16 protein-coding genes are annotated in these 24254 nt (G+C 46.5%); 13 read left to right on the top strand and 3 right to left on the bottom strand.

What is annotated here, in order from left to right; all coding sequences use genetic code 11:
- The first annotated feature begins 23 nt into the window (after positions 1-23).
- From J4N42_RS21770 to J4N42_RS21745, 6 genes are all read left to right on the top strand, one after another.
- Positions 24-335, top strand: a complete 312-nt coding sequence (locus tag J4N42_RS21770; protein WP_252032391.1) for a DUF4144 family protein — start codon at positions 24-26, stop codon at positions 333-335.
- A 121-nt stretch (positions 336-456) separates the two neighbouring features.
- Positions 457-696, top strand: a complete 240-nt coding sequence (locus J4N42_RS21765; RefSeq protein WP_252032388.1) for a hypothetical protein — start codon at positions 457-459, stop codon at positions 694-696.
- A gap of 240 nt (positions 697-936) precedes the next feature.
- Entirely contained in the window at positions 937-1455 is a 519-nt protein-coding gene (locus J4N42_RS21760; protein ID WP_252032386.1) for a P-loop NTPase family protein, read from the top strand.
- A 27-nt stretch (positions 1456-1482) separates the two neighbouring features.
- Positions 1483-1842, top strand: coding sequence for a VOC family protein (locus J4N42_RS21755; RefSeq protein ID WP_252032383.1), 360 nt, complete (start codon positions 1483-1485; stop codon positions 1840-1842).
- 120 nt (positions 1843-1962) lie between these two features.
- Positions 1963-2205 (top strand): hypothetical protein, encoded by a 243-nt coding sequence (locus tag J4N42_RS21750; protein WP_252032380.1) that lies wholly within the window; start codon positions 1963-1965, stop codon positions 2203-2205.
- A gap of 80 nt (positions 2206-2285) precedes the next feature.
- Positions 2286-2651: a VOC family protein gene (locus J4N42_RS21745; protein WP_252032377.1), complete on the top strand. Its 366-nt coding sequence runs from the start codon at positions 2286-2288 to the stop codon at positions 2649-2651.
- 124 nt (positions 2652-2775) lie between these two features.
- Here the strand turns inward: J4N42_RS21745 and J4N42_RS21740 are convergent, their stop codons facing one another.
- Positions 2776-4902, bottom strand: a complete 2127-nt coding sequence (locus J4N42_RS21740) for a metallophosphoesterase (RefSeq protein ID WP_503035102.1) — start codon at positions 4900-4902, stop codon at positions 2776-2778.
- Between the two features lie 699 nt (positions 4903-5601).
- Here J4N42_RS21740 and J4N42_RS21735 point away from each other — a divergent pair.
- The 4 genes from J4N42_RS21735 to J4N42_RS21720 all read left to right on the top strand — a co-directional run bounded on the left by J4N42_RS21735 (position 5602) and on the right by J4N42_RS21720 (position 12705).
- Positions 5602-8652: a beta-galactosidase gene (locus tag J4N42_RS21735; RefSeq protein WP_252032374.1), complete on the top strand. Its 3051-nt coding sequence runs from the start codon at positions 5602-5604 to the stop codon at positions 8650-8652.
- A gap of 82 nt (positions 8653-8734) precedes the next feature.
- Positions 8735-10087 (top strand): melibiose:sodium transporter MelB, encoded by a 1353-nt coding sequence (gene melB, locus J4N42_RS21730; protein WP_252032371.1) that lies wholly within the window; start codon positions 8735-8737, stop codon positions 10085-10087.
- A gap of 25 nt (positions 10088-10112) precedes the next feature.
- Entirely contained in the window at positions 10113-11069 is a 957-nt protein-coding gene (locus J4N42_RS21725; RefSeq protein ID WP_252032368.1) for a hypothetical protein, read from the top strand.
- Between the two features lie 61 nt (positions 11070-11130).
- Positions 11131-12705, top strand: coding sequence for a glycoside hydrolase (locus J4N42_RS21720; protein ID WP_252032365.1), 1575 nt, complete (start codon positions 11131-11133; stop codon positions 12703-12705).
- A gap of 77 nt (positions 12706-12782) precedes the next feature.
- Here the strand turns inward: J4N42_RS21720 and J4N42_RS21715 are convergent, their stop codons facing one another.
- Complete coding sequence (locus J4N42_RS21715; RefSeq protein ID WP_252032362.1) at positions 12783-13793, bottom strand: substrate-binding domain-containing protein; 1011 nt, start codon at positions 13791-13793, stop codon at positions 12783-12785.
- Between the two features lie 137 nt (positions 13794-13930).
- Entirely contained in the window at positions 13931-16639 is a 2709-nt protein-coding gene (malT, locus tag J4N42_RS21710; RefSeq protein WP_252032359.1) for an HTH-type transcriptional regulator MalT, read from the bottom strand.
- A gap of 519 nt (positions 16640-17158) precedes the next feature.
- On the opposite strand from malT, the gene J4N42_RS21705 reads away from it, so the two are divergent.
- From J4N42_RS21705 to glgB, 3 genes are all read left to right on the top strand, one after another.
- Positions 17159-19612, top strand: a complete 2454-nt coding sequence (locus J4N42_RS21705; protein ID WP_252032356.1) for a glycogen/starch/alpha-glucan phosphorylase — start codon at positions 17159-17161, stop codon at positions 19610-19612.
- Between the two features lie 100 nt (positions 19613-19712).
- Positions 19713-21893 carry a 4-alpha-glucanotransferase gene (gene malQ, locus J4N42_RS21700; protein WP_252032353.1) on the top strand — a complete coding sequence of 727 codons (2181 nt, stop codon included), beginning with the start codon at positions 19713-19715 and terminating at the stop codon, positions 21891-21893.
- A gap of 176 nt (positions 21894-22069) precedes the next feature.
- Positions 22070-24250 (top strand): 1,4-alpha-glucan branching protein GlgB, encoded by a 2181-nt coding sequence (gene glgB / locus J4N42_RS21695; protein WP_252032349.1) that lies wholly within the window; start codon positions 22070-22072, stop codon positions 24248-24250.
- Positions 24251-24254: the final 4 nt, after the last annotated feature.

Raw genomic sequence — 24254 nt, 5'->3', positions numbered from 1 at the left:
TCACTATTTCTACGGGATAGGTAATGATTATTTGGCCATGCATTTTTAAATTGGACGGTGATTCTGAGCTTATGTTTTTAGGTTCAGAACATCAGCTCAGCATCGAATTGGACGACTTGATTTGGGATGGCTCAGATCGGCTTATCGACAGCGATGGACACTGTTACAGGGTGAGTGAAGAAGGAGGCAGCTACGTGTTTGAACCTGCGGATGTGCAGCTATCTTTGCAAGCTGTCACTCAGTTGATTCAAGAGCATGAATTCGCAAAAGCGGAAATGTGTCTGACCAAAATACAGTTCTCATCCATACAAGAAGCTATACAGTCGATATCGTAAAACTTAAGCATCTAGCGGCTTACTTGAAACGCCTTTTTAAACTAACTATTAAAGAACCCTTTCCCCTAATGCTGCCCGAGTCGTTAGGGGGGGGGGAATCTGTTAACTGGAGACTATCAACTTGGTTCAAACATACGGTTCTGAAAAGACAAAGGCGTTCTGCTGTAATTGCAAGCAGGTGACGCTGCACAAGTATGAAAGCTTCTCTAAACCTAAAGAATCTAATGAGACTGAAGTTAAGGGCTTCTTTTCTGGTTTGTTGGCCGGAATAGCAAGTGCGTTAATGGAAGGCGAGCCTACGGGTGATTACAAATGTACCGTTTGTGGAACGAACCTGCATACACCAGATTATCTTGATTAAGACCAGAACGGATTCGAGAGGCGTGTGCGGTTACTTTCGTCTAGGCAGGGAATTGACAACAACTTCGATTTATATGAAAGTGGCTGTATGAAATTTAATCTATCGCAACTAAACAACCGAATTATCATCATTCCATAGGAATGGTGGGATTTTTTGTATGCGTTAGATAAATCGAACCCACCCTAAAAGGTGGGTTTTCTGTTTCTACCTTTTAGGATTTCATCTCTAGGAGGGATTTAAATGAAAAAGGTAGCCGTTTTTGGAAAGCCGGGCAGTGGAAAATCGACGGTAAGCAAAGCACTAGCTCAAGCAAGTGGTTTGCCACTGCATCAACTCGATTCCATCGTTTATAAGCCCAATGGTGAGTTCGTCTCACGGGAAGAGTTTGATGCTGCGCACAAGGGGATTCTTCAATCCGAGTCATGGATCGTTGATGGTTTTGGTGGCCCTATCAGCTCCTTTAACGAGCGTTTAGAAGCTGCCGACACGCTTGTTTATATCGATTTGCCTTACTCGGTGAGTTACTGGTTTGTCACTAAACGCTTTCTGAAGGGGCTGTTTGTGAAACCAGAAGGCTGGCCAGACGGAAGCTCAATCTTGAAAGGCACACTGAACAGTTATAAGACGCTCAAGTTGTGTCCTAAATTCTGGAATGATGACTTTTCATCTCGATTGCGGGAATACTCGAGTAGTAAACAAGTCCACATAATTAAGACTGTGTCGGAGTTGAATGATTTCGCCTTGTCTCAAATTCAATAAGGAAGAACAGATATCAGGAGGATGATCATGAAACTGAATACATTAAGGATCCCGTGTGCAGACTTGAATGAGTCTGAAGTTTTCTATACGGAGAAGCTTGGGCTGACAAAGGTTTTTGGATCTGTCGCTGATGGGTTTATTGGCTATCAGCTTGAAAATGTACAAGTGATTATAGAGCCAGAGGAAAGTGGTGAGTTCGAGAGCGGTCGTTACCTTGGTTTCAGTATTGAGGTAGAAAACCTAGCGGACTTTTATGCTCGGTTAAGTGAGTGTGGTGTTGAATTTACTGGTGAACCAGAGCCTCAGTTTTGGGGCGGTTTAATGACACATGTTATCGACCCAAGTAAGAACACATTTTCAGTTGTGCAAATGACACCTGATGACTGACAAATCATTTGTTGAACTAGGAACCTGATCTGACGTACAAATTTTGCAGATGCGTTTGATGCTACTGAGGTTTTTAGTAAGTATGCCAGTAATCTTAATTCCTTTTTTCTGGGGGCTGAAATGAGTACAAGGTTTTGTGAAAGGTGCGAAAAAGAAACCGAGCATCGCGAGGCTATGAAGCAAAAGCCATCAAAATACGGAAAGAGTAAAAAGGAACAGTTTAAAGCTTTTCTAGACGGTTTTTTTAGTGGGCCTGCCGCTGCTTTGCCCGGAGGTGCTTCTTTAGAAGTCACAGACCGATATGTAATTTGCTCAGTCTGTGGCAAAGAAACCTTAGAGAATCATGGAGAAGAATTTCAATAACCAGCTCAGCATATTGCTGGCGCAGTATTCGTTGAGGCTGAGCGCTGAGTGACAAGTGTAATCAAAGATTGGAATGGGAAATGGAAAACCTAAACACGGTAGAAATAAAGTCATTCGTGCCTGCTAAGAACTTTGAAGTGTCTAAGCGTTTTTATCAGTCCCTCGGTTTTGAAATGGCCTCTGAATTTGAGGGCGTAGCGTACTTTAAATCTGGCTCTTGCTCATTTCTACTTCAAGACTTTTACGAACCCGCGCACAGTAACAACTTCATGATGCATCTGTTAGTTGAGGATGCCCAAAGTTGGTACGCGCATATTTGTAAGCTTAAGTTAGCTGAAGAGTTTAGTGTTCAAGTGACTGAGCTCGCTCTGCAGCCATGGGGCATGCTCGAGTTCTGTATCACCGACCCAAGCGGGGTGTTATGGCGCATTGGTGAAAACAAATAGCAGCGTAATGTTTTGTTCTCCATCAATCCTTTCTCCAACAGCTATTTGCCCGACATAAAAGGCCTGAATTGCTCAGGCCTTTTCTCTATTTATTGAAGAGGAACTACTGCCTATTGAAGCGGAATTACTGCAATTGCTCGCGAGTGGATTCAGCAGCGTCGTTACTTAGGTCGGACAGAGTTTGCTGCTCTAAGTCGATAAGGAATCGGTCGCTCGGTTCACCAGTAGAGAACTTCTTCATGATATTGAATAAAGCACTAAAGCGAGTTTTGAACAGCTCTGAAACTTTGATGTCATTGAGCTGATCATCTTGCGCACTGACTTCCACCTCAATTTGAGATAGCTGCTCGGTAAGCACCGAGTAGGATTCTAACCGCACCTCATCGATATCGCGTAGTGCTAGGCCATCGGCATTGCGTAGGCGGAAGAAATCCACAGCCAGTTCTTCAGCAGTCCAGCTCGCGAAATCATCAAGGGTTAGCCCTGCCTCTAGTGCTACAAGCTCAGCTTGCGCCTTAGCCGCTTCCCAATCTTCTTCAAATGTCGATGAGTAATTAGCTGGGTTACATTGCCCTAGTGGGTAACCTAAGTAGTCCGCCAGTTCACACAAGGTTGTGTCGGTTTGCAGCTGAGATAAGATCAGCATGTCGTCACCCGACATCATTTTGATCATCAGCTGCATGTCGAGCGGCCACTCATTGGGTACAAAGTTCAAACGAGTTAGCTCTTTAAGGTGCCAATCGGTGAACTCGTGATAGTTTGCTGAAGAAAGCACATCGATGTTCCAGATACTGTCGCGCTCTTCTGGCGTGCTTGCATTGTCAGTCAGATATTCGTGTTCCATGGTGTAGTAATCGAATAACTCATCGAAGCGAGGTACCTCATCAACGACCACCGTTTCGACTTCAATCTGGCTTTGCGGTGAAATGGTTAAGATCTTGTAGGCTGGGATGTACGCCCCAAGCGACGGTGCTTGAATATTGAATAAGGTGTATTGTTGGCCATCAATTTGGTAGCTCTTTTTGCCTGTGTCGTTAAAGTGCATGTGACCGCCAACGTGCACTGCCACACCAGTTTCGGCAAGAGCTCGGCTTACGTCATCTTCGGGCACGCGTGCTAATTGGTTAGACCCTTCACCGAACAAATCTTCCAAATCCTCTGATGCACCTTCATAAAAATCGGTCATCGGGAAATGGCTAAACGAGATAAGGATTTTGCCTTCTTCTTTGGCTCGCGTTGCAACGCTGGTCATCCAGTCAATGATGCGCTTTTTATGCGTGACCATTTTGTTGTAGCCAGCACTGCTCGCCGATCCAAAGGTCATTTGGCCATCTTGCTCACCTTCAGGAATATAAACGTTGGCATCTATCGCCAATACCCATATTCCCTTAATTGGTTCAACTAAGTATGACGTGTCGGCAATGTCGGTACAGTTGGTATAAGAAGATTCTTTATAAATACCTCCACTGCCTTCACTGCAAATCTCGATTTGCCTGTTGTTGAATCTCGATTCAATCAATGCGCGATCATAAGAGTAATCAGTGCGGCTTTCCTGTGAGGAAAAAGGGGTTTCGTAATATAAGTAATCCGGTTGCGGATAGAAGCCATCGTCAGCAAGTACTTCCATGATCCCTTCATAACCGTAGCCGCGAATGTCATCGGTACACACTGTTGGTAGACCGTCGGGTTGATCAACGTAACGAGGTTGGCCTTTGCTTCCATCGCTTTGGGCACATTCGTCTTTTGCTAAGCTTTTGATTTGTTGCTCTTGCCCATTTTCGCCTAGGTAGACGTCTCCAGCAGCTTCTTCGATTGGGTTAATTGGGTCGTGGTTGCCCGGCGCGGCATAAAACCTAAGACCGTGCTTTTCTTTATAGTGATTGATGATCTCTACAAAGCCGCGCATATGTACAGGTTGACCATCGTCGCTGAAGTCACCAGGTAGAGCCACGTGTTTGATACCACGCTCTACAACATCGTCTAGCGCTGCGATCAAAGCAAAGTAGTTTTCATTAAAGAGTCGAGTGGATCCTAGCTGTTCGGCCATTGAACGAATGTAAGCTGGACGTTCGGTACTGCCTGTTAGGCCGGGGTGCTCTGGAAAGTCTTCAAAATCACCGTAGACGTCATGGAAGTGAATGTCTGGCATAAATGCAATTTGTACATCGCTTTCTAAGCTTGGATTTTCTGTGTCGTCGTCACAGCCCATTAATGTCAAAGCAATGCTTGCAGTAAGCAACAATTTTTTCACTGGTTTTCTCTTCCCTAAAATATGGATTAACGAAGCAGAGTGTTAGAGGCTCGTAATATTTCAGAATGAAGAAGGATTTATTAACTTGTAATCTTAAGTAACTGAAAATAAAGGGTTAATTACCACGGTGAATGTTTTTGTTGCTGGGTAATATTGCGGGCTGTATACGATAGATAAGAATGATGAATCTAACTTTATTCATGTTTGCTTTGGTTCTGTCGACTATTCATGGAAAAGCGACGTGAAGGCTTAGATAGCTAACTCGTACATAAATTGTTTTCTGCGCTGAGATACCGCATGTGACCCTGTTCAAACTTCTATCAATTGGTTCATTTCTATCTGACTTGTTACCATTCCTTATTGTGAGTTTGTTTTGTTTTAATATATGTAACACTTATTGTAACAGTGTGATTTTGTTTCTGACTTACATTTGTAGTTTTAATGTGTTTGGCTTTGGTATTGATAATTTGGTGTGACTACACACATGGGGTTGTTAGCTATCTTATTGATATCTAGTGCTTGTGGCACATTTTTTGGTCTGATTAGTCATTTCTTATATTGCTCTTCTATATGTTTTAGTTTGATTGATATTGTAATTTTTATGCCTGTAAACGTTTACAGTGTCGTGAGTTGGATCACGGCCTGATAGAGCGCTAATCGTTAAGATCCTTTCCAGACGATTAAATGTTAGGTCATACCATGTACACAACGAATACCCGTATCTGGGAAACACCAGAAATCACTTCTTTTAATAGGCTAAATGCCCACACGCCTTTATCTAGCTGGCGTGACGAAGCGAGCGCACTTGCAGACCAGCCGAGTTCTTCAGTCAAGAGCTTAGATGGAGAGTGGGATTTTTCTTTATTTGCATCGCCTGAAGCGGTACCGGAAAACTGGGTAGTGGATGGGTTGTCGGATGCGAAGCCAATTACGGTACCGGGCAACTGGCAGTTACAGGGTTTTGATTACCCAATCTACACCAACGTAAAGTACCCATTCCCATGCAACCCTCCGTTTGTGCCACAAGATAACCCAACCGGTTGCTACCAAACCACATTTGAGCTGCCAGAGCAGTGGCAAACTGAATCTCAAACCCGCATTGTGTTCGATGGCGTGAATAGTGCGTTTTACGTGTGGTGTAACGGCGCATTAGTTGGTTACTCACAGGATAGCCGTTTGGCCGCGGAGTTCGATCTTTCCCCTTACCTGAAAGCGGGTGAAAACACTTTATCGGTGAAAGTGCTGCGCTGGTGCGATGGCAGTTACATGGAAGGCCAAGACATGTGGTGGATGAGCGGTATTTTCCGTTCAGTTCAATTGCTGAATAAGCCTGTTCAACACATTAAAGATGTAAGAGTTACCCCAGAACTGGACGCTGATTACCATAACGGTGAGCTGCGTATTGATGTCGATACCGCTAACGGTGAAGGGCTAAAGATCAAAACGGCTTTATTTGAAGGCGACACGCTAGTCGCTAGCCAGACACAAGCAGTTGGCACAGCTCCTGTTGATGAAAAAGGTGGCTACAGTGAGCGTTGCTTTACCACGCTTGAGGTATCGAACCCGAGCAAGTGGAGCGCTGAAGCGCCGAATTTGTACCGCCTAGTGGTCACTCTAATGACAGAAGCGGATGAAGCTCTTGAAAGCGAAGCGTATGACGTAGGCTTTAGAAAGATTGAAGTGCTTAAAGGCCAGTTATGCGTTAACGGCAAAGCGTTGATGATCCGTGGTGTGAATAAGCATGAACACGATCCAACAACAGGCCATGCAGAGAGCTTAGCGCGCGTTGAGCAAGATCTTAAGCTGATGAAGCAGCACAACTTCAATGCAGTCCGCTGCTCGCATTACCCTAACCAACCAGGCTTTTACAAACTGTGTGACCGCTTAGGGTTATATGTAGTGGATGAAGCAAACATCGAAACGCACGGTATGACGCCAATGGGGCGTATCGCTGATGACCCACAGTGGGGCAGTGCATTTCTAGAGCGCATGACTCGAATGGTTGCCCGCGATTTTAACCACCCAAGTATCATTATTTGGTCGCTAGGTAATGAATCGGGTTATGGCAGCAACCACGATGCAATGTATCAATGGACTAAGCGTGTCGACCCATCTCGTTTAGTGCAATATGAAGGTGGCGGCTCAGATACTGCCGCAACCGACATCATCTGCCCAATGTATGCTCGTACTGATGCAGACCAAGAGCAGGGCCACACTGATGAGCCTAAACTTGCGCTGAAAAAGTGGGTAGGTAAAGGCGACGAAAATCGTCCAATCATTCTATGTGAATACGCTCATGCCATGGGTAACAGTCTAGGAGGCTTTGCTGAATACTGGGATGCATTCCGCGCTCACCCTCGTTTACAAGGCGGCTTTATTTGGGATTGGGTAGACCAAGGGTTAGATAAATACTCAGACGACGGCGTTCACTACTGGGCGTACGGCGGTGACTTCGGTGATGAAATTAATGACCGTCAGTTCTGTATTAACGGATTGGTATTCCCAGATAGAACACCGCACCCAACGCTCTTTGAAGCGAAACGTGCGCAGCAGCCATTCGGTATCGAATTGATTTCTTCAACGCCGCTGACAATTAAAGTCACCAGTGAGCACCTGTTTACAGACACACAAGGTCACAGCCTAGATTGGACCGTTATCGATGACCAAGGTCTAGCGCTCAAAACCGGTGAACTTAACCTCGATCTGCAACCATCTCAGAGCGCAGTGATTGAGTTAGATGGCGAGTTCGAACTGGCTAATGTCGACAGCTTCCTGAACGTAGAAATTCGTCTGCAGCAACAAACAGCTTGGTCCGATGCGGGGCATGTTGTCGCGCAGCAACAGATGACACTAGGCAAGCGACTGACATTGAGTGATATCGAGAACCAAACTTTTGTTCCAGCGACATTTGAGCAAGTTGATAGCGGGCTCGTTGTGCGTGGCGGAGATAACCAATGGTTTATCAATGCGACCACTGGTGAAATCGAAAGCTGGAAGAAAGCCAACCAAGAACTGCTGCTTTCACCGATTCGTGACAACTTCTTCCGAGCGCCACTCGACAATGATATCGGTGTGAGTGAAGTCGACCGTCAAGATCCAAATGCTTGGATGGTTCGTTGGCAAAATGCAGGACTGTTCGATTTACAGCACCGTTGTAAAGGCGTTGAAGTGAATGCGGCGATGGGCGAAGTCAGCGTGAAGCACGCGTATTTCTCTCAAGATAAGTTAGTGCTCACTTCTATCTGGAATTACCGTTTTAACAATAACGGTGAAGCAAGCGTCTCCGTTCAAGTTGATGTTGATGATGCAATGCCACCAATGCCAAGAATTGGCGCGATGCTGCAGTTAGTGGATTGCCCAGATAGTGTTGCTTGGCTTGGCCGTGGTCCACACGAAAACTACCCAGATCGAAAACTGAGTGCTGATTTTGGTCGCTGGGCTCAAACGATATCGGCCATGCACACGCCGTACATTTTCCCATCGGATAATGGTTTGCGTTGCGATACTCAACAGCTTCAAGTCGGAGAAATGGAGCTTGAGGGTCACTTCTACTTCAGCGTGAGTCAGTACGGTCAACAGCAACTTGCTGCGGCGAAACATACTCATGAACTGACGCTTCAGGACGGCTTGTTCGTCTACTTTGATGGCTTCCATATGGGAGTGGGCGGCGACGATTCATGGACGCCAAGCGTACGACCTGAATACCGTTTGGTGCGCAATCAGTACCAATGGAATTTCAAACTTAAATAACAAAATGAGCTCACCTCCAATGAGGGGTGAGCCACTTTCTGTATCCCAATTTCGTTGAACACTAAAGGCTAAGGAGCCTTATATGTCTGAAGGTAGTATATCGATAAAAACGAAGTTTTCTTATGGCCTAGGCGCTTTAGGTAAAGACTTTGCGTGCTCCATTATTTACATCTTTCTCATGTTCTATTACACCGACGTAGTGGGTATTTCGGCCGCTTTCGTAGGTACTTTGTTCCTTGTTGCTCGCTTTGTGGATGCGGTGACTGACCCAATCATGGGTATGGTGGTGGATAACACTCGCAGCCGCTTTGGTAAGTTCCGCCCATGGATTGTGATTGGTACGTTGATTAACTCTGTGTTCCTGCTGCTTGTTTTCAATACGCACAACATTGAAGGCAATATGGTGTATGTCTATGCGACGGTAACGTACATCCTGTGGGGCGTGACGTACACCATCATGGATATCCCATACTGGTCGATGATTCCATCGATGTCTTCTAAGCGTGTTGAGCGTGAAAAACTGGTGGTTTGGCCACGACTATTCGCTAGCTGTGCGTGGACCATCATGGGGACATACGGCTTGTATTTAGTTGGCTTCTTCGGTGGTGAAGATAAAGGTTCGGGCTTTATCTACCTGAGTTTAGCGATCATCGTTGCCTTTATTGCTAGTGCGTTAATTACGTTCTTCAATGTGAAAGAGCGCATCAAAAACAAACGCGTGTCTACCGAGAAATTCTCGCTGAAAGACGTCATGGAAATCATCGGCAAGAACGACCAGCTTAAATCTCTGATTGGTGTGGTATTAACGTTCAATATTGCTATTCAGTTAGTCGGTGGCTTTGCGATTTACTACTTCAGCTACGCCATTGGCCGCGAAGACCTATTCCCAATGTTCGCATTGGTGTCGGGTATGGCGGAAATTGCCGGCGTATTCCTATTCCCGAAACTGTGTAACTTAATCAACCGCAAATTCATGTGGCTGGTGGCGTGTGCATTCCCACTACTGTGTAGCTTGATCTTGGCACTAACGGGCATCTTTGCGCCAGAAAACGGCATTTTGGTGGGTATTGCAGGGGCGGCATTGAAGTTTGGCGGTGGTTTATCGAATGGTCTATCGACCGTTATGTTGGCGGATGTTGTGGATTACGGCGAATACAAAACGGGTCATCGCAGTGAAAGCATCATCTTCTCTATTCAAACCATGCTGGTGAAATTTGCTGGCGCATTGTCTGGCTTCTTTGTGGGTATCGGATTAACCGCAGTGGGCTATGTGCCAAATATCGAGCAAAGCGAAGAAACCATATTAGGCCTGCGAGCGCTAATGATCGGTATTCCAACATTATTAGTTCTACTCAGTGCATATATCTATAAGAAAACGTATCGCCTCAACGGTGAATACCAAAATATGGTTTTAAAAGAAATTTCTTCTACATAATTACATCCAATAATAAAGGTCTAAAATGAAATTAAATAATAAGGCATCCTATTTGGCATGTGCAGCGTTAGCATTCTCGTCATCTACCCTTGCTGGATATATCGAGTTTGCCAATGAATACGAAGATTGGGGTGATCAAGAGCAGCGTTCTAATACCATGCCGTATGTTGCGTTTGAATTTAACCCAATTGAAGATTCATCGATGTTTCTTTACGCGAACTTCAGTTACCGCCACATGATTGAAAGCGACGAGCGCACATGGAACAACCGTGCGAGGCAAGATGTTGCTATTGGTTGGTCGGAAGGGTACAAGGATTTTTGGTGGGGACCAAAATTCCAAATCCGTAACGAAATGTACGCTAACGACACGCGCCGTACCGAATATCGTTTCTACAACAACATGGCCTACTACCTAACGGAAGATCACGACCTGATCTTAGACGGCTTCATTGCTCCCGTTGGTGTGCGTAATCGCCCACGTGGCGGAGACTGTGTAGGTGACAATGGTTGTCAGTCGGATGAAAACAACGATCTAAGAACCAACTACACCGATTACTACCACGAGATTGATTTTGGCCTACGTACTCGCCTTGCTTACGATAAAACGTTGCAAACCACTCTATACAGCGAAGTGAGTAAACAAAATGGCTACGATGGTGACAACCGTGCGTGGGAAGAAGAGAAGCGTGTGGAGTGGCAGGTTCGTGTTAACTATACGCAAACTTTCAACGACTTAACGGTAACACCATTTGTGCGTTACACCTTCTACCGCAACGCAGACAGTGTGGGTTACGGTGAAAAAGATGAGTTACGAATCCGTGCTGGTTTATGGGGCGATTATAAATTAGATGATAAATCTAAAATTGTATTCGAAACGTATTATCAAACCGAAGATAAAGAAAACTTTGAGCAAGACTGGAACCAGCAAACTTGGACCGATGATTATTTCTTCGTCAAGCTTGGCTACCGCCTATCGTTCTAATTTTATTTAAATACAGTTCGAGTTCTTTTCGATAATTCAACTATTAGTATCGAGATACAAAATGAAAAAAATATTATTATCTATGGCAGTAGCCTCTGTGCTGTCAGCCCCAAGTTTTGCCCAAACATTAGATGTTGAAATTAATAATACCAAGCAAACTATTCATAGTTTTGGTGCGTCTGATGCATGGTCGATTAACCCAACGATTAATAAATGGCAAAAAGAGGGCGACCAACAAGCGATTGAAAATCTGGCCGACTTACTGTTTTCCACTGACAACGGCATTGGTTTAACGGCTTGGCGTTTTAACATTGGTGCAGGTAGTACAGAACAAGGGGATGGCAGTTTCATCCGCGATCCGTTGCGCCGTGCTGAATTGCTTGTCCCAGAACGTGGCGGTGACATCGACCCAACGAAGCAACAGGGTCAGATTCGTTTTATGCAGGAAGCGCATCAGCGTGGTGTAGAAAACTTTGTCGCGTTTTCTAATAGTCCTCCGCACTACTTAACTAAAAATGGTTTAACGCATCCAACCGCTGCCGACGATTTAGGGTCAACCAACTTAAACCCTGATAATGTTGATGCATTCTCGGAGTTCCTCGTCAAAGTACTTGCGTACCTACGTAGTGACGAAGTGGGTGTGCCAGTGAATTACATCAGTCCAATTAACGAACCAACATGGGAGTGGGAAGGCCAGACTCAAGAAGGCAACCGCTACAACATGCAGGAAGTGAAAGCGGTTTATCGCAGCTTGGACAAGAAGTTGACTGAAGCGGGCATGCGTGAAGACATCCATATTGATGGCGGTGAAGTGGTTGAGTTTACGGCCGCTCTACGCGATTCGTATAAGCGTAATTTTGATGGCTCATCTCAAACCAACGGCATGAACTCTCGTGGGGTTGGACTTTACCGTAATTACATTGATGAGCTTCTCGGTGACCCTGAAATGCGCGATATCATCGGCAACCAAATCTCAGTGCACGGCTACTTCTCTGATGCGTGGCCAGATCGCTTAGGTAAGCTGCGAGATATGACTTGGGGCAACCTGCAGTCGGTCTCTCCGGGTGCTGAAATCTGGATGAGTGAGATGAGTATCCTTGGTGGTGCGGGCTATTCTCGTGACTTTGACGGCCATGGGTTTGACGTTAACGATATGGATTATGCACTGCATGTTGGCCGTATTATGCACCGCGACCTAACGCGCCTGAATGCATCGGCATGGCACTGGTGGTTAGGTCTAACACCATACGACTACAAGGATGGCATGATTAAGATCGCACCATCGCTAGACGCAGACACAGTTCAAGATTCGAAGATGATGTGGACAGTCGGTAACTACAGCCGCTTTATTCGCCCTGGTTACCAGCGTGTTGAGCTTGATGGCGTAGACAATCTAGATGGCTTGATGGCATCGGCGTATGTTAGCCCGGAACAAGACAAAGTCGTGATTGTTGCGGTGAATACTGGCGATGAGATTGAGAATGTCGAAATCAATCTAGAAGGTGCGAACGCAGCGGAATACACCGCGCACATCACTAATGCAGAGCACAACCTTGAAGTGATTGAGCTTGAGCGCGATGAGCAAGATTATCTGATTCCACCACGCTCTACGGTGACGTTTGTTGGTTCACTGTAACGAGTAAACTCACTAAAGAGCAAAGCAAAAGCCCCATGCCATCAGGTATGGGGCTTTTTTTATTTGTTTGGGGAGCGTTAGTTTTGCTGGTTCGGCGCTTTCACTGAGTCGCGCGCGACTAGAGTAGGCAAGTACAAATTACCACTGTGCTCGTAAGGGGAGGCTTCGGCTAAGTGAATGGCTAAACGCGCCGCTTGGCTTGCCATAATCTGTATTGGGTAGCGCACGGTGGTGAGCGTTGGGTGCAGATAGCTTGCGATGGCCGCATCATCAAAACCGATGACGGACACCTCTTCAGGCACACGGATATTGTTCTCTTTTAGAACCGAAATAGCGCCTGCAGCCATTAAATCGTTGTAGGTCGCGACGGCGGTAAAGGGCACGTTTTTCGCCAGCAAATTTCGCATCGCTTCCGCGCCACCAAGTTCGTTCGGCTCTCCAGACACCACAAGGCTTTCCGAGTAGCTTAGCTGGTGCTTCTCAAGCTCTGCACGGTAGCCGAGCTTGCGGTCTATTGAGTCATCGATGTTGTGTGAAGACGCAAGGTAGCCAATCTTCTGGTGGCCAAAGCGCAGCAAATGGTTCAGCGCAATGCTGCTGCCGCGCGTGTTGTCGAGAGCGATACAGCGCTCTGCGATGTCAGGAATAAATCGGTTGATAACCACTAGGCCGGGGATCTCTTTAGAAAACTTGATCAGTTCCTGATCGGTTAGGCCTTTACTGTGAATGACTAGCGCTTCACAGCGGTTATTGATCAGCAATTCAATCGCTTCCCGCTCGAACACCTCGTTGTGGTAGCCGTGGGTGATCAAAATATGCTTTTTGTACTCACGTGCTACCTCATCAATCGCTTGAACCATAGCACCGTAAAACGGGTTGGATACATCGGCAACCAACACCCCGATGGATGGAGAAGACTTATTCACCAAAGCGCGAGCGTTGGCATTTGGGCGATAATTCAGTTTCTCCATGGCGGCGTGAACGGCTTCGATAGCAGCGTCACTGGTATGAGGTAACTTATTGATTACGCGGGATACTGTTGCAACGGATACATTGGCTTCTTTAGCTACGTCTCGGATGTTGGCCATGGTTATCTTTATCGTGAGTGGCTGACGATGCCCGCCTTACATAGGACGTGTTCATCAGCGTAGTAATTGGAGTCAATGAATATGACAGTAAACTAAACGCAAAGTTTAGCTTACTGTCGATTTGAATGGAATGTAACTTAGTACCCCATCAGCTGCAGAAGGTTTTCTGCGGTGCGGATGGCCTCTTTGCGGTTGGCAATATTGAGTTTTTGGTACAAGTTGCGGATGTGCGTTTTGATGGTGGTACCTGCTACATCCAGTTCTTGTGCGATTTGCTCGTTACTAAAGCCAGAATAGATGAGGCCAAGTACTTGCCACTCACGTTGCGTAAGCGGGCTGGTACGAACCAACTCTGGGATATTTGGGTGATTCACTAGCTTTTCTACGAACTCTTCGTCGAAGTGTACAGAGCGGCTACGCTGAGTCGTTGAAATGTCCTTCATCAACTGTTGCGCACGGTGGCGCTCTAAGTCACCAAGTTCAGACTTGTTAGTTAACTTCTCTAATAAGTGACCAATCTTGCCGCCATCTACCAAAAAGTTCCCTAAAATGCCTGTTTGGTTGGTCATTTCAAGAGCTTGCTTGAGTAGTGTACGTGCTGACTCTTCATCGCCTTTGCTTACTGCCAATACTGCCTGCACGATCAAGTTACGATTTTGGTCGGTGATCAGGTTATTGGTATATGCCTCGGACTGCATAAAGTCGAGGGTTTCCGTCGCTTTATCGAACTCACCCAAATTAATGTAGGCACGAGCAATGTTACGCCACTGAAGTTGAGTAAAGTGGTTACACGCCTTTTCTGGGCGGGTAGTGGTTTCAAGCCACTGCTGAATCGACTCCATGTCGCCACGCGCTTGCCAGAATAGGATCAGAGAAAGCGAGGCATTCGCTGTCCAATCTACGTGGTAGCTTGACTGTTTCATCAAATGGACGATTTGGTCGATAAACTTAGACGCTTTATCCAGTTCGCCACGGCCAATGGTAATACGAGCCAGCATCGAGTAGCTGTGAAGGTGCATGCTTGAATAGTCTTTACCCAACACATCAAGGCCTTTGTAAGCACACTCTTCCGCTTCATCTAGGCGGTTCCAGCACCATAGGATCTGTGCGCGGATACGCAGTAGAAACTCGTGCATTGGCACTTGGTGTAGCTGCTGCTCTTCAATCAGTTTAAATGCGTTGTCTTGTACTTCGAAGGCGGCTTGCACGTAACCTTGAGCGATAAGGATTTCGCTCTGTTGCAGCATTGCCCACAGTGCTTGATGGTAAACCTGATACTGGCGAGCCAGTTTCTCAGTTTGCTGCATCATCGGTAGTGCGCGGCTTAGATGCCCAAGCACGTGATTGACCTCACCAACGACGGAAGTAGCCACAATTCGGCTGCGGTACACGGTGTGGTCGAGCTGGCTCAGCGCCAATTCTGCAAGTTCCAGTGCTTTTTCAGGTTCGTTCTGGTTAATCGCTACCTGAGCTCTTAACGCATTAAACTCACCTTGTTCGCGGCTGGTCGGCTTGATATTGAGCAACTTCATTTGCTCATCGGCGGTCGCCAATAGATCGCCGACGTCGTCATATCTGTGTTGGCTTTGCGCTAGCCATGCCTGCAGCATACAAAGTTTTGGCTCACTGTAGAGCTGTTTTGGCTCGAGCTTATGGATCGCCGTTTCTAGGCTGTCGAGTTCGCCTTGGTTAAACATCTTCCAGCCAAACTCAGTAAGAATGTTCGCGATCAGCTGAGTATCATGAGCAAGCTGAGCGTGTCTCAAAGCCTGATGCGGGGTATTCAAATCCAACCAAGCGAGCGCCGCTGAATAATGCAGCTCTTGCTCTTTTTGTGGGATACGCGCCATGCGTTCATGCGCAAGGAACTCGGCAAACAGGTTGTGGAAGCGATACCAGTTTTGCTCGCCCTCTAGCGGGTAAATAAACAAGCCAAAGCGATTGAGTGATTCAATCATACTGAGCGCGTCATCACGCTTGGTCAGAGTGGCAACCAGCGAGTCGTTGAAATGATCGAGAATCGAACATTGCAGCAGGAACTGGCGTGTCTCTTGATCGAGCAGATCAAAGACCTCTTCGACCAGATAATCCCACAAGTGAGCGTGATTAAACTGAGATACCGATTCGGCTGATTGCGCCAAAGTACGTTTTTGATGCTGGGCTTGCAGAGCGATCAATTGCAGCGCAGACGGCCAGCCTTCAACGTAAGTTCGTAGGCTGTTGGCTGTATCGTCATCAATACCATCAGCGACCCGTTGATTAAAGAATCGAGTGGTCTCTTCCGTATCAAACGCGAGTAATTCGTTACCGATTTCAATCATCAAATCGCGCACGCGTAAATTGGCGGTTCCAAGAGGAGGTGCAGCGCGGCTAGTGACCACGAGAGTGAGGTTATCAGGCATGTGCTTGAGGAAGAAACGCATTGCCTCGTGGATTTCGTCATCCGAGATTAAGTGGTAATCATCCAGAACCAAGTAGCATTCTTGGTGAAAGCTCGACATTTCGGCAAACACTTCACTAAACAAAGAATGCAGTGAAGAGAACTGGCGTTTTTCAGCCAACTTCTGCGAATTTGGGCAAGTATTATGCGTAGCTTTGTTAAGTGCTTGCAGCAAATAGTTCATGAAGCGAAACGGGTCGTTGTCGCTTTCATCTATGCTGTACCAACCAACATTGGGTTTGTCTGACAGCCATTGCGCGGCCATGGTGGTTTTACCGTAACCGGCAGGTGAGCGAAATAGCACTAACTTGTAGCAAGGTGCTTGTTGTAAGAGATCTAAAACTCTTGGACGTACGATTGCGTTATGCAAACGACCCGGACGAGTTAATTTCGAAGGAATCCACATCTTAGTAACCTGTTCCCCGTTTGTACATTTATTGGCCAAATGACCTTATGTCGCAGATGTTACTTTAAGAGCGGATATGCAGTTATTGATCAACCGCCAGTTTTTCGCTTGTTTCACATTTTGGCAGTATCTACGCCCTGTAATTGTGATTCTTGTCACCTTATGGTGTACTTAAAACTTTGCTATCAATGCTTTTTACACCAAATGTACTGAAATATATGCAACAAGTTAAATTCTTGTGTGATCTGACGTGCATATTCATCATTTGTTAATTCGCGCTTCCACATAAGTTTCATACAACAGAATTAGCGTGTAGAGGTGGGTGGTGTGATCTGACTCACGAGGGAAATGCCCGATGGGATGAGATATGAGAGTTTGATCACTGAGTGTCCTGTCGCTACTCCTCTACGCCCTCACTCCTCCTCCTAATAAGCCCCTTAAGTAGGAGGATGTTTTGCAAACCCTGTGCATGCACGATATGTCACAGATGGATTAAAACCAATAAGTGAGATTTCTCTAATGAAACCTACGCAACAGAAACAGTTTGATAAAGCTTCATTCCAAGAAAGCGTTAAAAAGCATTTGTCGGCGACTTACGCTACGACAGTAGAAAATGCAGATAGCCGAGCATGGTACCTAGCTATGGGGCGTGCACTGGCAGAAATTACTACTTTTGATCTGCTTGAAACAGAGCAAGATGAAAAGATCAAAAACGCGAAAAGCGTTAACTACCTATCTCTAGAATTTTTGATTGGTCGCCTAACAGGTAACAACCTGATCAGCCTTGGTTTGTACGAGCAAATCACCCAAGCGATGGAAGAACTAGGCCAAAACCTTACCGACCTTCTTGAAGAAGAGCGTGACCCATCACTAGGTAACGGTGGTTTAGGCCGACTAGCGGCGTGTTTCATGGACTCATGTGCTGCGCAAGAATTCCCAACAGTAGGTTACGGCCTGCACTACGAATATGGCTTGTTCAAGCAGTCTTTCCAAGAAGGTCACCAGCAAGAAGCACCAGACGCATGGCGTGGTGTAGAGGGTTACCCTTGGGAAGTTGCGCGCCCTGAACTGGCGCAAGAAATTGGTTTCTACGGCCACGTTGAGGTGTACCACGAAGAAGGCAAAGAAAAACGCCGCTGGGTACCGGGCATGCAAGTAAAAGCAATGCCATGGGATTTACCAATCGTAGGTTATGAGAGCGACACTGTTTACCCACTTCGTTTGTGGGAGTGTCAAGCAATTGCACCGTTTTCGCTAGCAAGCTTTAACAACGGTGATTACTTTGAAGCGCAGCACGCGTTGATCGATGCGGGTAACATCACTAAGGTTCTATACCCGAACGACAACCACGAAAAAGGTAAGACTCTGCGCCTGATGCAGCAGTACTTCCACAGTGCAGCATCGGTTCGCGATATTCTTCGTCGTCACGAAGAAGCAGGCCACACGCTAGCTTCACTACCAAAATACGAAACAATTCAGCTAAACGATACGCACCCAACGATCGCGATTCCTGAACTGATGCGTATTCTTATCGATGAAAAAGGCTTAGGTTGGGATGAAGCTTGGGACATCAGTTCTAAGACATTCGCTTACACTAACCACACTCTACTGCCAGAAGCATTAGAGACGTGGAGCGAGTCTTTGATTCAGCGTCTACTGCCTCGTCATATGGAAATTATTTACCATATCAACCATTTGTTCTTGCAAGAAGTTCGTGAGAAGTGGCCTGGAGACGTCGCTAAGCAGCAGAAGCTTTCTATCATCCAAGAAGGTTTCCACCGCATGGTACGCATGGCGAACCTATGTGTGGTTGGTTCATACGCGGTGAACGGCGTAGCAGCGTTGCACTCAGAACTAGTAAAACGCGACCTATTCCCAGAGTTCGATGAGCTATACCCAACGCGTCTACACAACGTGACAAACGGTATTACGCCTCGTCGTTGGTTGAAATTCTGTAACCCAGCTTTATCTGCTCTGATTTCTGAAAAGATTGGTACAGAGTGGCCAGCTCAGTTAGATCAGCTAGAAGCGATTGCACAGTACGCTGACGATGCTAAGTTCCAAAAGGAATTCATGGCTGTTAAGAAGCTGAACAAACAGCGTCTAGCAGACTGGGTATCTGAGAACATGGGTATCGAGCTAGACACTAACGCTATCTTCGACGTTCAAATCAAGCGTCTACACGAGTACAAGCGTCAGCACCTAAACATGCTGCACATTCTGTCTCTGTACCACCGTTTGCTGAACGATCCTGATTTCGATATGGCGCCGCGCGTTGTGTTCTTCGCAGCGAAAGCAGCACCGGGCTACCACCTAGCGAAAGAAATCATCTACGCAATCAACAAGATCGCAGAGAAAGTGAATAACGATCCACGCATCGGCAACAAGCTGAAAGTGGTCTTTATCCCTGACTACCGCGTGAGCATGGCAGAAATCATCATTCCTGCTGCTGACGTGTCAGAGCAAATCTCAACAGCAGGTAAAGAAGCATCTGGTACCGGCAACATGAAGATGGCACTAAACGGTGCATTGACTATCGGTACTATGGATGGTGCGAACGTAGAAATTCGTGAAGAAGTGGGCGATGAAAACATCTACATCTTCGGTTTAGAAGTGGATGGCGTTGAAGCAACTCGCGCTCGTGGTTACAACCCATTCGATTACTACAATGCAGACCCACTACTGAAAGCATCTCTAGATCTTCTACTGGGTGATGAGTTCACGCCGGGTGAGCACGGTAAACTTCGCGCGACGTTCGACAGCCTACTTGATGGCGGCGACCCGTACCTATGTCTTGCAGATTTCGCTTCTTACGTGAAAGCGCATGAAGACATGGACAAGCAGTACCGCGACCAAGCGGGTTGGGCGAAGAAAGCGATTCTGAACACCGCATTAGTGGGCAAGTTCAGCTCCGACCGCAGTATTCGCGACTACGTGAACAACATCTGGAAACTAGAAGCAGTAAAACGCTAATTCCATAAAAAGCCAAGGTACTTAGTACCTTGGCTGATTTGATTATAACTCTATATTAACCCTACATTTTGAAGGTTTAAGCAGTCCTTCGGAGAGAGCGATGAAAGACAATAACGCATTAAAACAAGTCGCTGAAATGGCCAAGTTGGCCGACAGCTATGTAAGCGCATGGGGAGATGAAGCAAAAGTTTCAGATGAGACATTGCTTCGCTTATTAGCGTCACTAGGTTATGACACAAGTAATGATCAGGCTTTACTTAAATCCGCAGAGAAAAAGCATAAGAAAGACGTACTAGACCCGGTTCTCGTATTGCGTGAAGGTGAACCCGCTGAAGTCGCCCTAAACCTTGGTGTGAGCGCTCGAGAGAGTGAATTCAGCTGGCGTTTAGAAACAGAGCAAGGAGAGGTACTTGAAGGCTATCTTCAATCTCAAATCGTTCGTGATGAACGTGCCGAGGGTGGCCCTTTAGTGTTTACATTGCCAAACGACTTGGCATGGGGTTATCACAAGCTGATCATTTCGCGTAAGCGTCGTAAAGCGCCATACGAAATGACACTGATTGTGACGCCAAAAGCGTGTTTCAAGCAGTCTGCAATGGAGCAGGGCAAAAAGATGTGGGGTCCGAGCGTCCAGCTTTACACTCTGCGTACTCAACATAACTGGGGCATCGGAGATTTTGGTGATCTGAAACAGTTGGTAGCAGATGTTGCATCACGTGGTGGTGACTTTGTTGGCCTAAACCCGATTCACTCACTGTTCCCAGCGAACCCTGAAGGTGCAAGCCCGTACAGCCCGTCTTCTCGTCGCTGGCTAAATATCTTATACATTGATGTAAGTTCAGTTCCTGAATTTGCATTAAGCGCAGAAGCGCAGCAAAAAGTAGGCAGTGCGGAGTTCCAGCAGCGTTTACAAAAAGCGCGTGATTCACACTGGGTGAATTACTCAGAAGTGGCAGAGCTGAAAAACAGCGTATTGCCGATGCTGTTTACGGAATTCAAAAAACGCCACTTAGACAAAAATACCGATCGAGCTCAAGCGTTCCTTAACTTTGTTGAACAAGGCGGTGATAGCTTAGTTCATCAAGCCGCTTTTGACGCACTGCACATCGACTTGCACTCACAAGATTCTAACGTGTGGGGCTGGCCTGTATTCCCTGAAAAATACCGTCGTTTCGATAACGCGGCGGTACAAAAGTACATTGAAGAACACCAAGACCAAGTGCACCTATACATGTACTTGCAATGGGTTGCCGATACTCAGATCAATGAAGCGCAAGAGCTGGCTGAAGAGAAAGGAATGTCGGTAGGCTTATACCGCGACCTAGCCGTTGGTGTAGCAGACTCTGGTGCAGAAACATGGGCTGATGATGGCAGCTTGGTTCTGGATGCAAGCATTGGTGCTCCACCAGATATTCTTGGCCCACTAGGTCAGAACTGGGGCTTACCACCACTCAACCCACAAGTGCTGCAAGCGACGGGTTACGATGCTTACATCAAGCTATTACGCGCGAACATGAAGCATTGTGGTTCACTGCGTATCGACCACGTTTTAGGTCTACTTCGCTTATGGTGGATTCCAAAAGGTGAAGATGCAACGCAAGGGGCGTACATCTACTACCCAGTTGAAGACATGCTAGCGATCTTGGCTCTAGAATCGCATCGTCACCAGTGTAGTGTGATTGGTGAAGATTTAGGAACTGTACCTGATGAGATTGTAGATATCTTGCGTGATGCCGGTGTTCACTCATACAAGGTGTTCTTCTTTGAAACATCTGAAGACGATGGTGGTTACATATCGCCTGCACATTACGCTGAGCAATCTATGTCGGCACTGTGTACGCACGATATGCCAACTTTGCGCGGTTTCTGGCACTGTGATGACCTGAAAATGGGCCGTGAAATTGGTCTGTACCCAGACGAAAAACAGCTAGAAGCACTGTTTGACGACCGTTTGAAGAGTAAGCAAGGGATTCTAGATTCTGTGGCATGGCATGGTTACTTACCTGAAGGGGTAGGTCGAGACGCGAGCCAAGTGCCAATGGATTCTTACCTGAGTGAAGCACTTCAACTGCATGTCGCGGCGGGCTCTTCTACCTTGCTCAGTGTTCAGTTGGAAGACTGGCTAGAAATGGACAAGCCGGTCAATATTCCAGGTACGGTTAATGAGTACCCGAACTGGCGACGTAAACTGTCGATGAACTTGGATGAAATCTTTGCTCAAGAATACGTAAACCGAATTGCTAAACGCTTAACTGAAGTGAGGTTGAAAGCGAGCAAGTAAGGTGCGGGGAATTATCGAGCTGGATTACTCCAGTTGCATAAAAAAGTTTAGACTCGGTCACTCTAAGTGTGGCCGGAGTCCGGTAAACTTAACAAGCTAATTTTGGGCCCGCTTTTTAGCGGGCTTTTTTGCTTGTAAATTATAAATTTAGAGAAGTAGGCTAGGGAGAGATAAGGTTGAAAAATACAGGGCTTAAAACAATAACGCAGGCGTATAGTCAGCTGTCACATGCGTCATTTTCCGACCCATTCTCGTTTATAGGTCCATTTATTCCATCGGAACAAGGAGCGTTGCGAGTATGGATGCCGGGAGCCGACAAAGTCGAGTTAGTGATTGATGGCGAAGCGCGTATCGAACTGGAGCGTGAATTCGACTCTGGGTTTATCTTGAAGCAAGAACGCGATCTTCGTTTTACTCATTATCAGCTGGCGGTAGATTGGAATGGTACCGAGCAGTTGTTGGATGACCCATACCAGTATCACGGTTTGTACGCAGAGTATGATGACCTTCATACACCTAAAGACATGTACCATCACATGGGATCGCAGTTTGTTACGATTGAGCGCGATGGTAAGGCAATTTCTGGTACTCGCTTCCTAGTGTATGCTCCACACGCATCGGCGTGTAGCCTTGTGGGTAACTTCAATAGCTGGGATGGTCGTCGTCATCCTATGCAGCGTCTCGACTATGGTATTTGGGGACTGTTTATTCCAAACCTTGAAGAAGGCGCGCAATATAAATTTGAGTTGAAAGGTCCTGATGGTGAAGGGCTACCGCATAAAGCTGACCCTTGGGGCTTCTACAGCGAACAGTATCCATCTTTCTCTTCTGTGACTTATGATCACAGTCGTTACCAGTGGCAAGACCAAGAGTGGCAAGGCCGCCCAGTTACCGAAAAGCGTAAAGAGGCGTTGTCGTTCTATGAACTTCATGCTGGCTCATGGAAACGCGATGCTAACGGCGATTTTCTAAATTACCGTGATTTAGCGGATCAGTTAGTACCTTACCTGGTCGATCTTGGCTACACCCACGTTGAACTGATGCCAGTTTCAGAGCATCCATTCTACGGTTCATGGGGTTATCAACCTGTTGGTTTGTTTGCACCAACTAGCCGATTTGGTTCGCCAGATGATTTCAAATATTTCGTTGAGCAGTGTCACCTAGCTGGAATTGGTGTTGTATTGGATTGGGTACCAGCACACTTCCCATCAGATGATCACGGTTTAGCGAATTTCGATGGTACACCACTGTTCCACGACCCGGATCCTCGTCGTGGTTGGCATCAAGACTGGAACTCGTACATTTACGATTTAGGGCGTGAGCATGTACGCCGTTTCCTAGTCTCCAATGCGTTGTATTGGTTTGAACAGTTCCATATCGATGGCATTCGTGTTGATGCGGTTGCGTCGATGCTGTATCTCGATTACTCACGTAGCCACGATCAATGGATTCCAAATGTGGACGGTGGTAACGAGAACTACGATGCAATCGCGACATTGAAGTGGATGAATGAGGAAGTGTACAAATACTTCCCGAATGCGATGACTATTGCAGAAGAATCAACCGCTTTCCCAGGGGTATCTGCTCCCACCTTTATGGGTGGTTTAGGTTTTGGCTTCAAATGGAACATGGGTTGGATGCACGATAGCTTGTCTTACATTAAAGAAGACCCTGTCCACCGTAAGTACCATCACGACACCATTACATTCCCGTTAGTGTATGCCCACAGCGAAAACTATGTGTTGTCGCTATCGCATGATGAAGTCGTTTACGGTAAAGGTTCCATCCACAATAAAATGCCTGGCGATGAGTGGCAGCAAACGGCGAACCTTCGTGCTTACATGGGTTACATGTATGGTCAGCCGGGTAAAAAGCTCAACTTTATGGGGGCGGAAATTGGTCAGACGGCAGAATGGAATCATGACGATCAGTTGCAGTGGTTCTTACTTGAGTTCGAACGTCACCAAGGTGTTCAGTCGCTTACTCGTGATTTGAACCAACTGTACCGTAATGAGCGCGCGTTGCATGAGCTTGATAGTGAACCGCGTGGGTTTGAGTGGAGACTACAAGACGCTTCTGAAGCGAGTATCTTAGCCCACGAAAGGATTAGTGATAACGGTGAGCGTGTGCTGGTGGTGACCAACTTTACTCCAGTGCCTCACGATGAATTTGTCCTTGGTGTCCCATTTGAAGGCGAGTATCAATTGCTGCTTAATACCGATGACGGGAAATACAATGGCAGCGACTATGAGGCCTATTCAGCAGCCAAGACACAATCAGTAGAGAGCCAAGGGTTATCGCAGTCGATTTCCTTACGCTTACCTCCTTTGAGCACGGTATTCTACAAGCTAAGCTGATTTA

It is taken from the genome of Vibrio sp. SCSIO 43135 (assembly GCF_023716665.1).
Lineage (GTDB): Bacteria > Pseudomonadota > Gammaproteobacteria > Enterobacterales > Vibrionaceae > Vibrio > Vibrio paucivorans.
The sequence above is the reverse complement of the archived record's forward strand: the minus strand, read 5'-3'. Positions and strand labels throughout refer to the sequence as shown.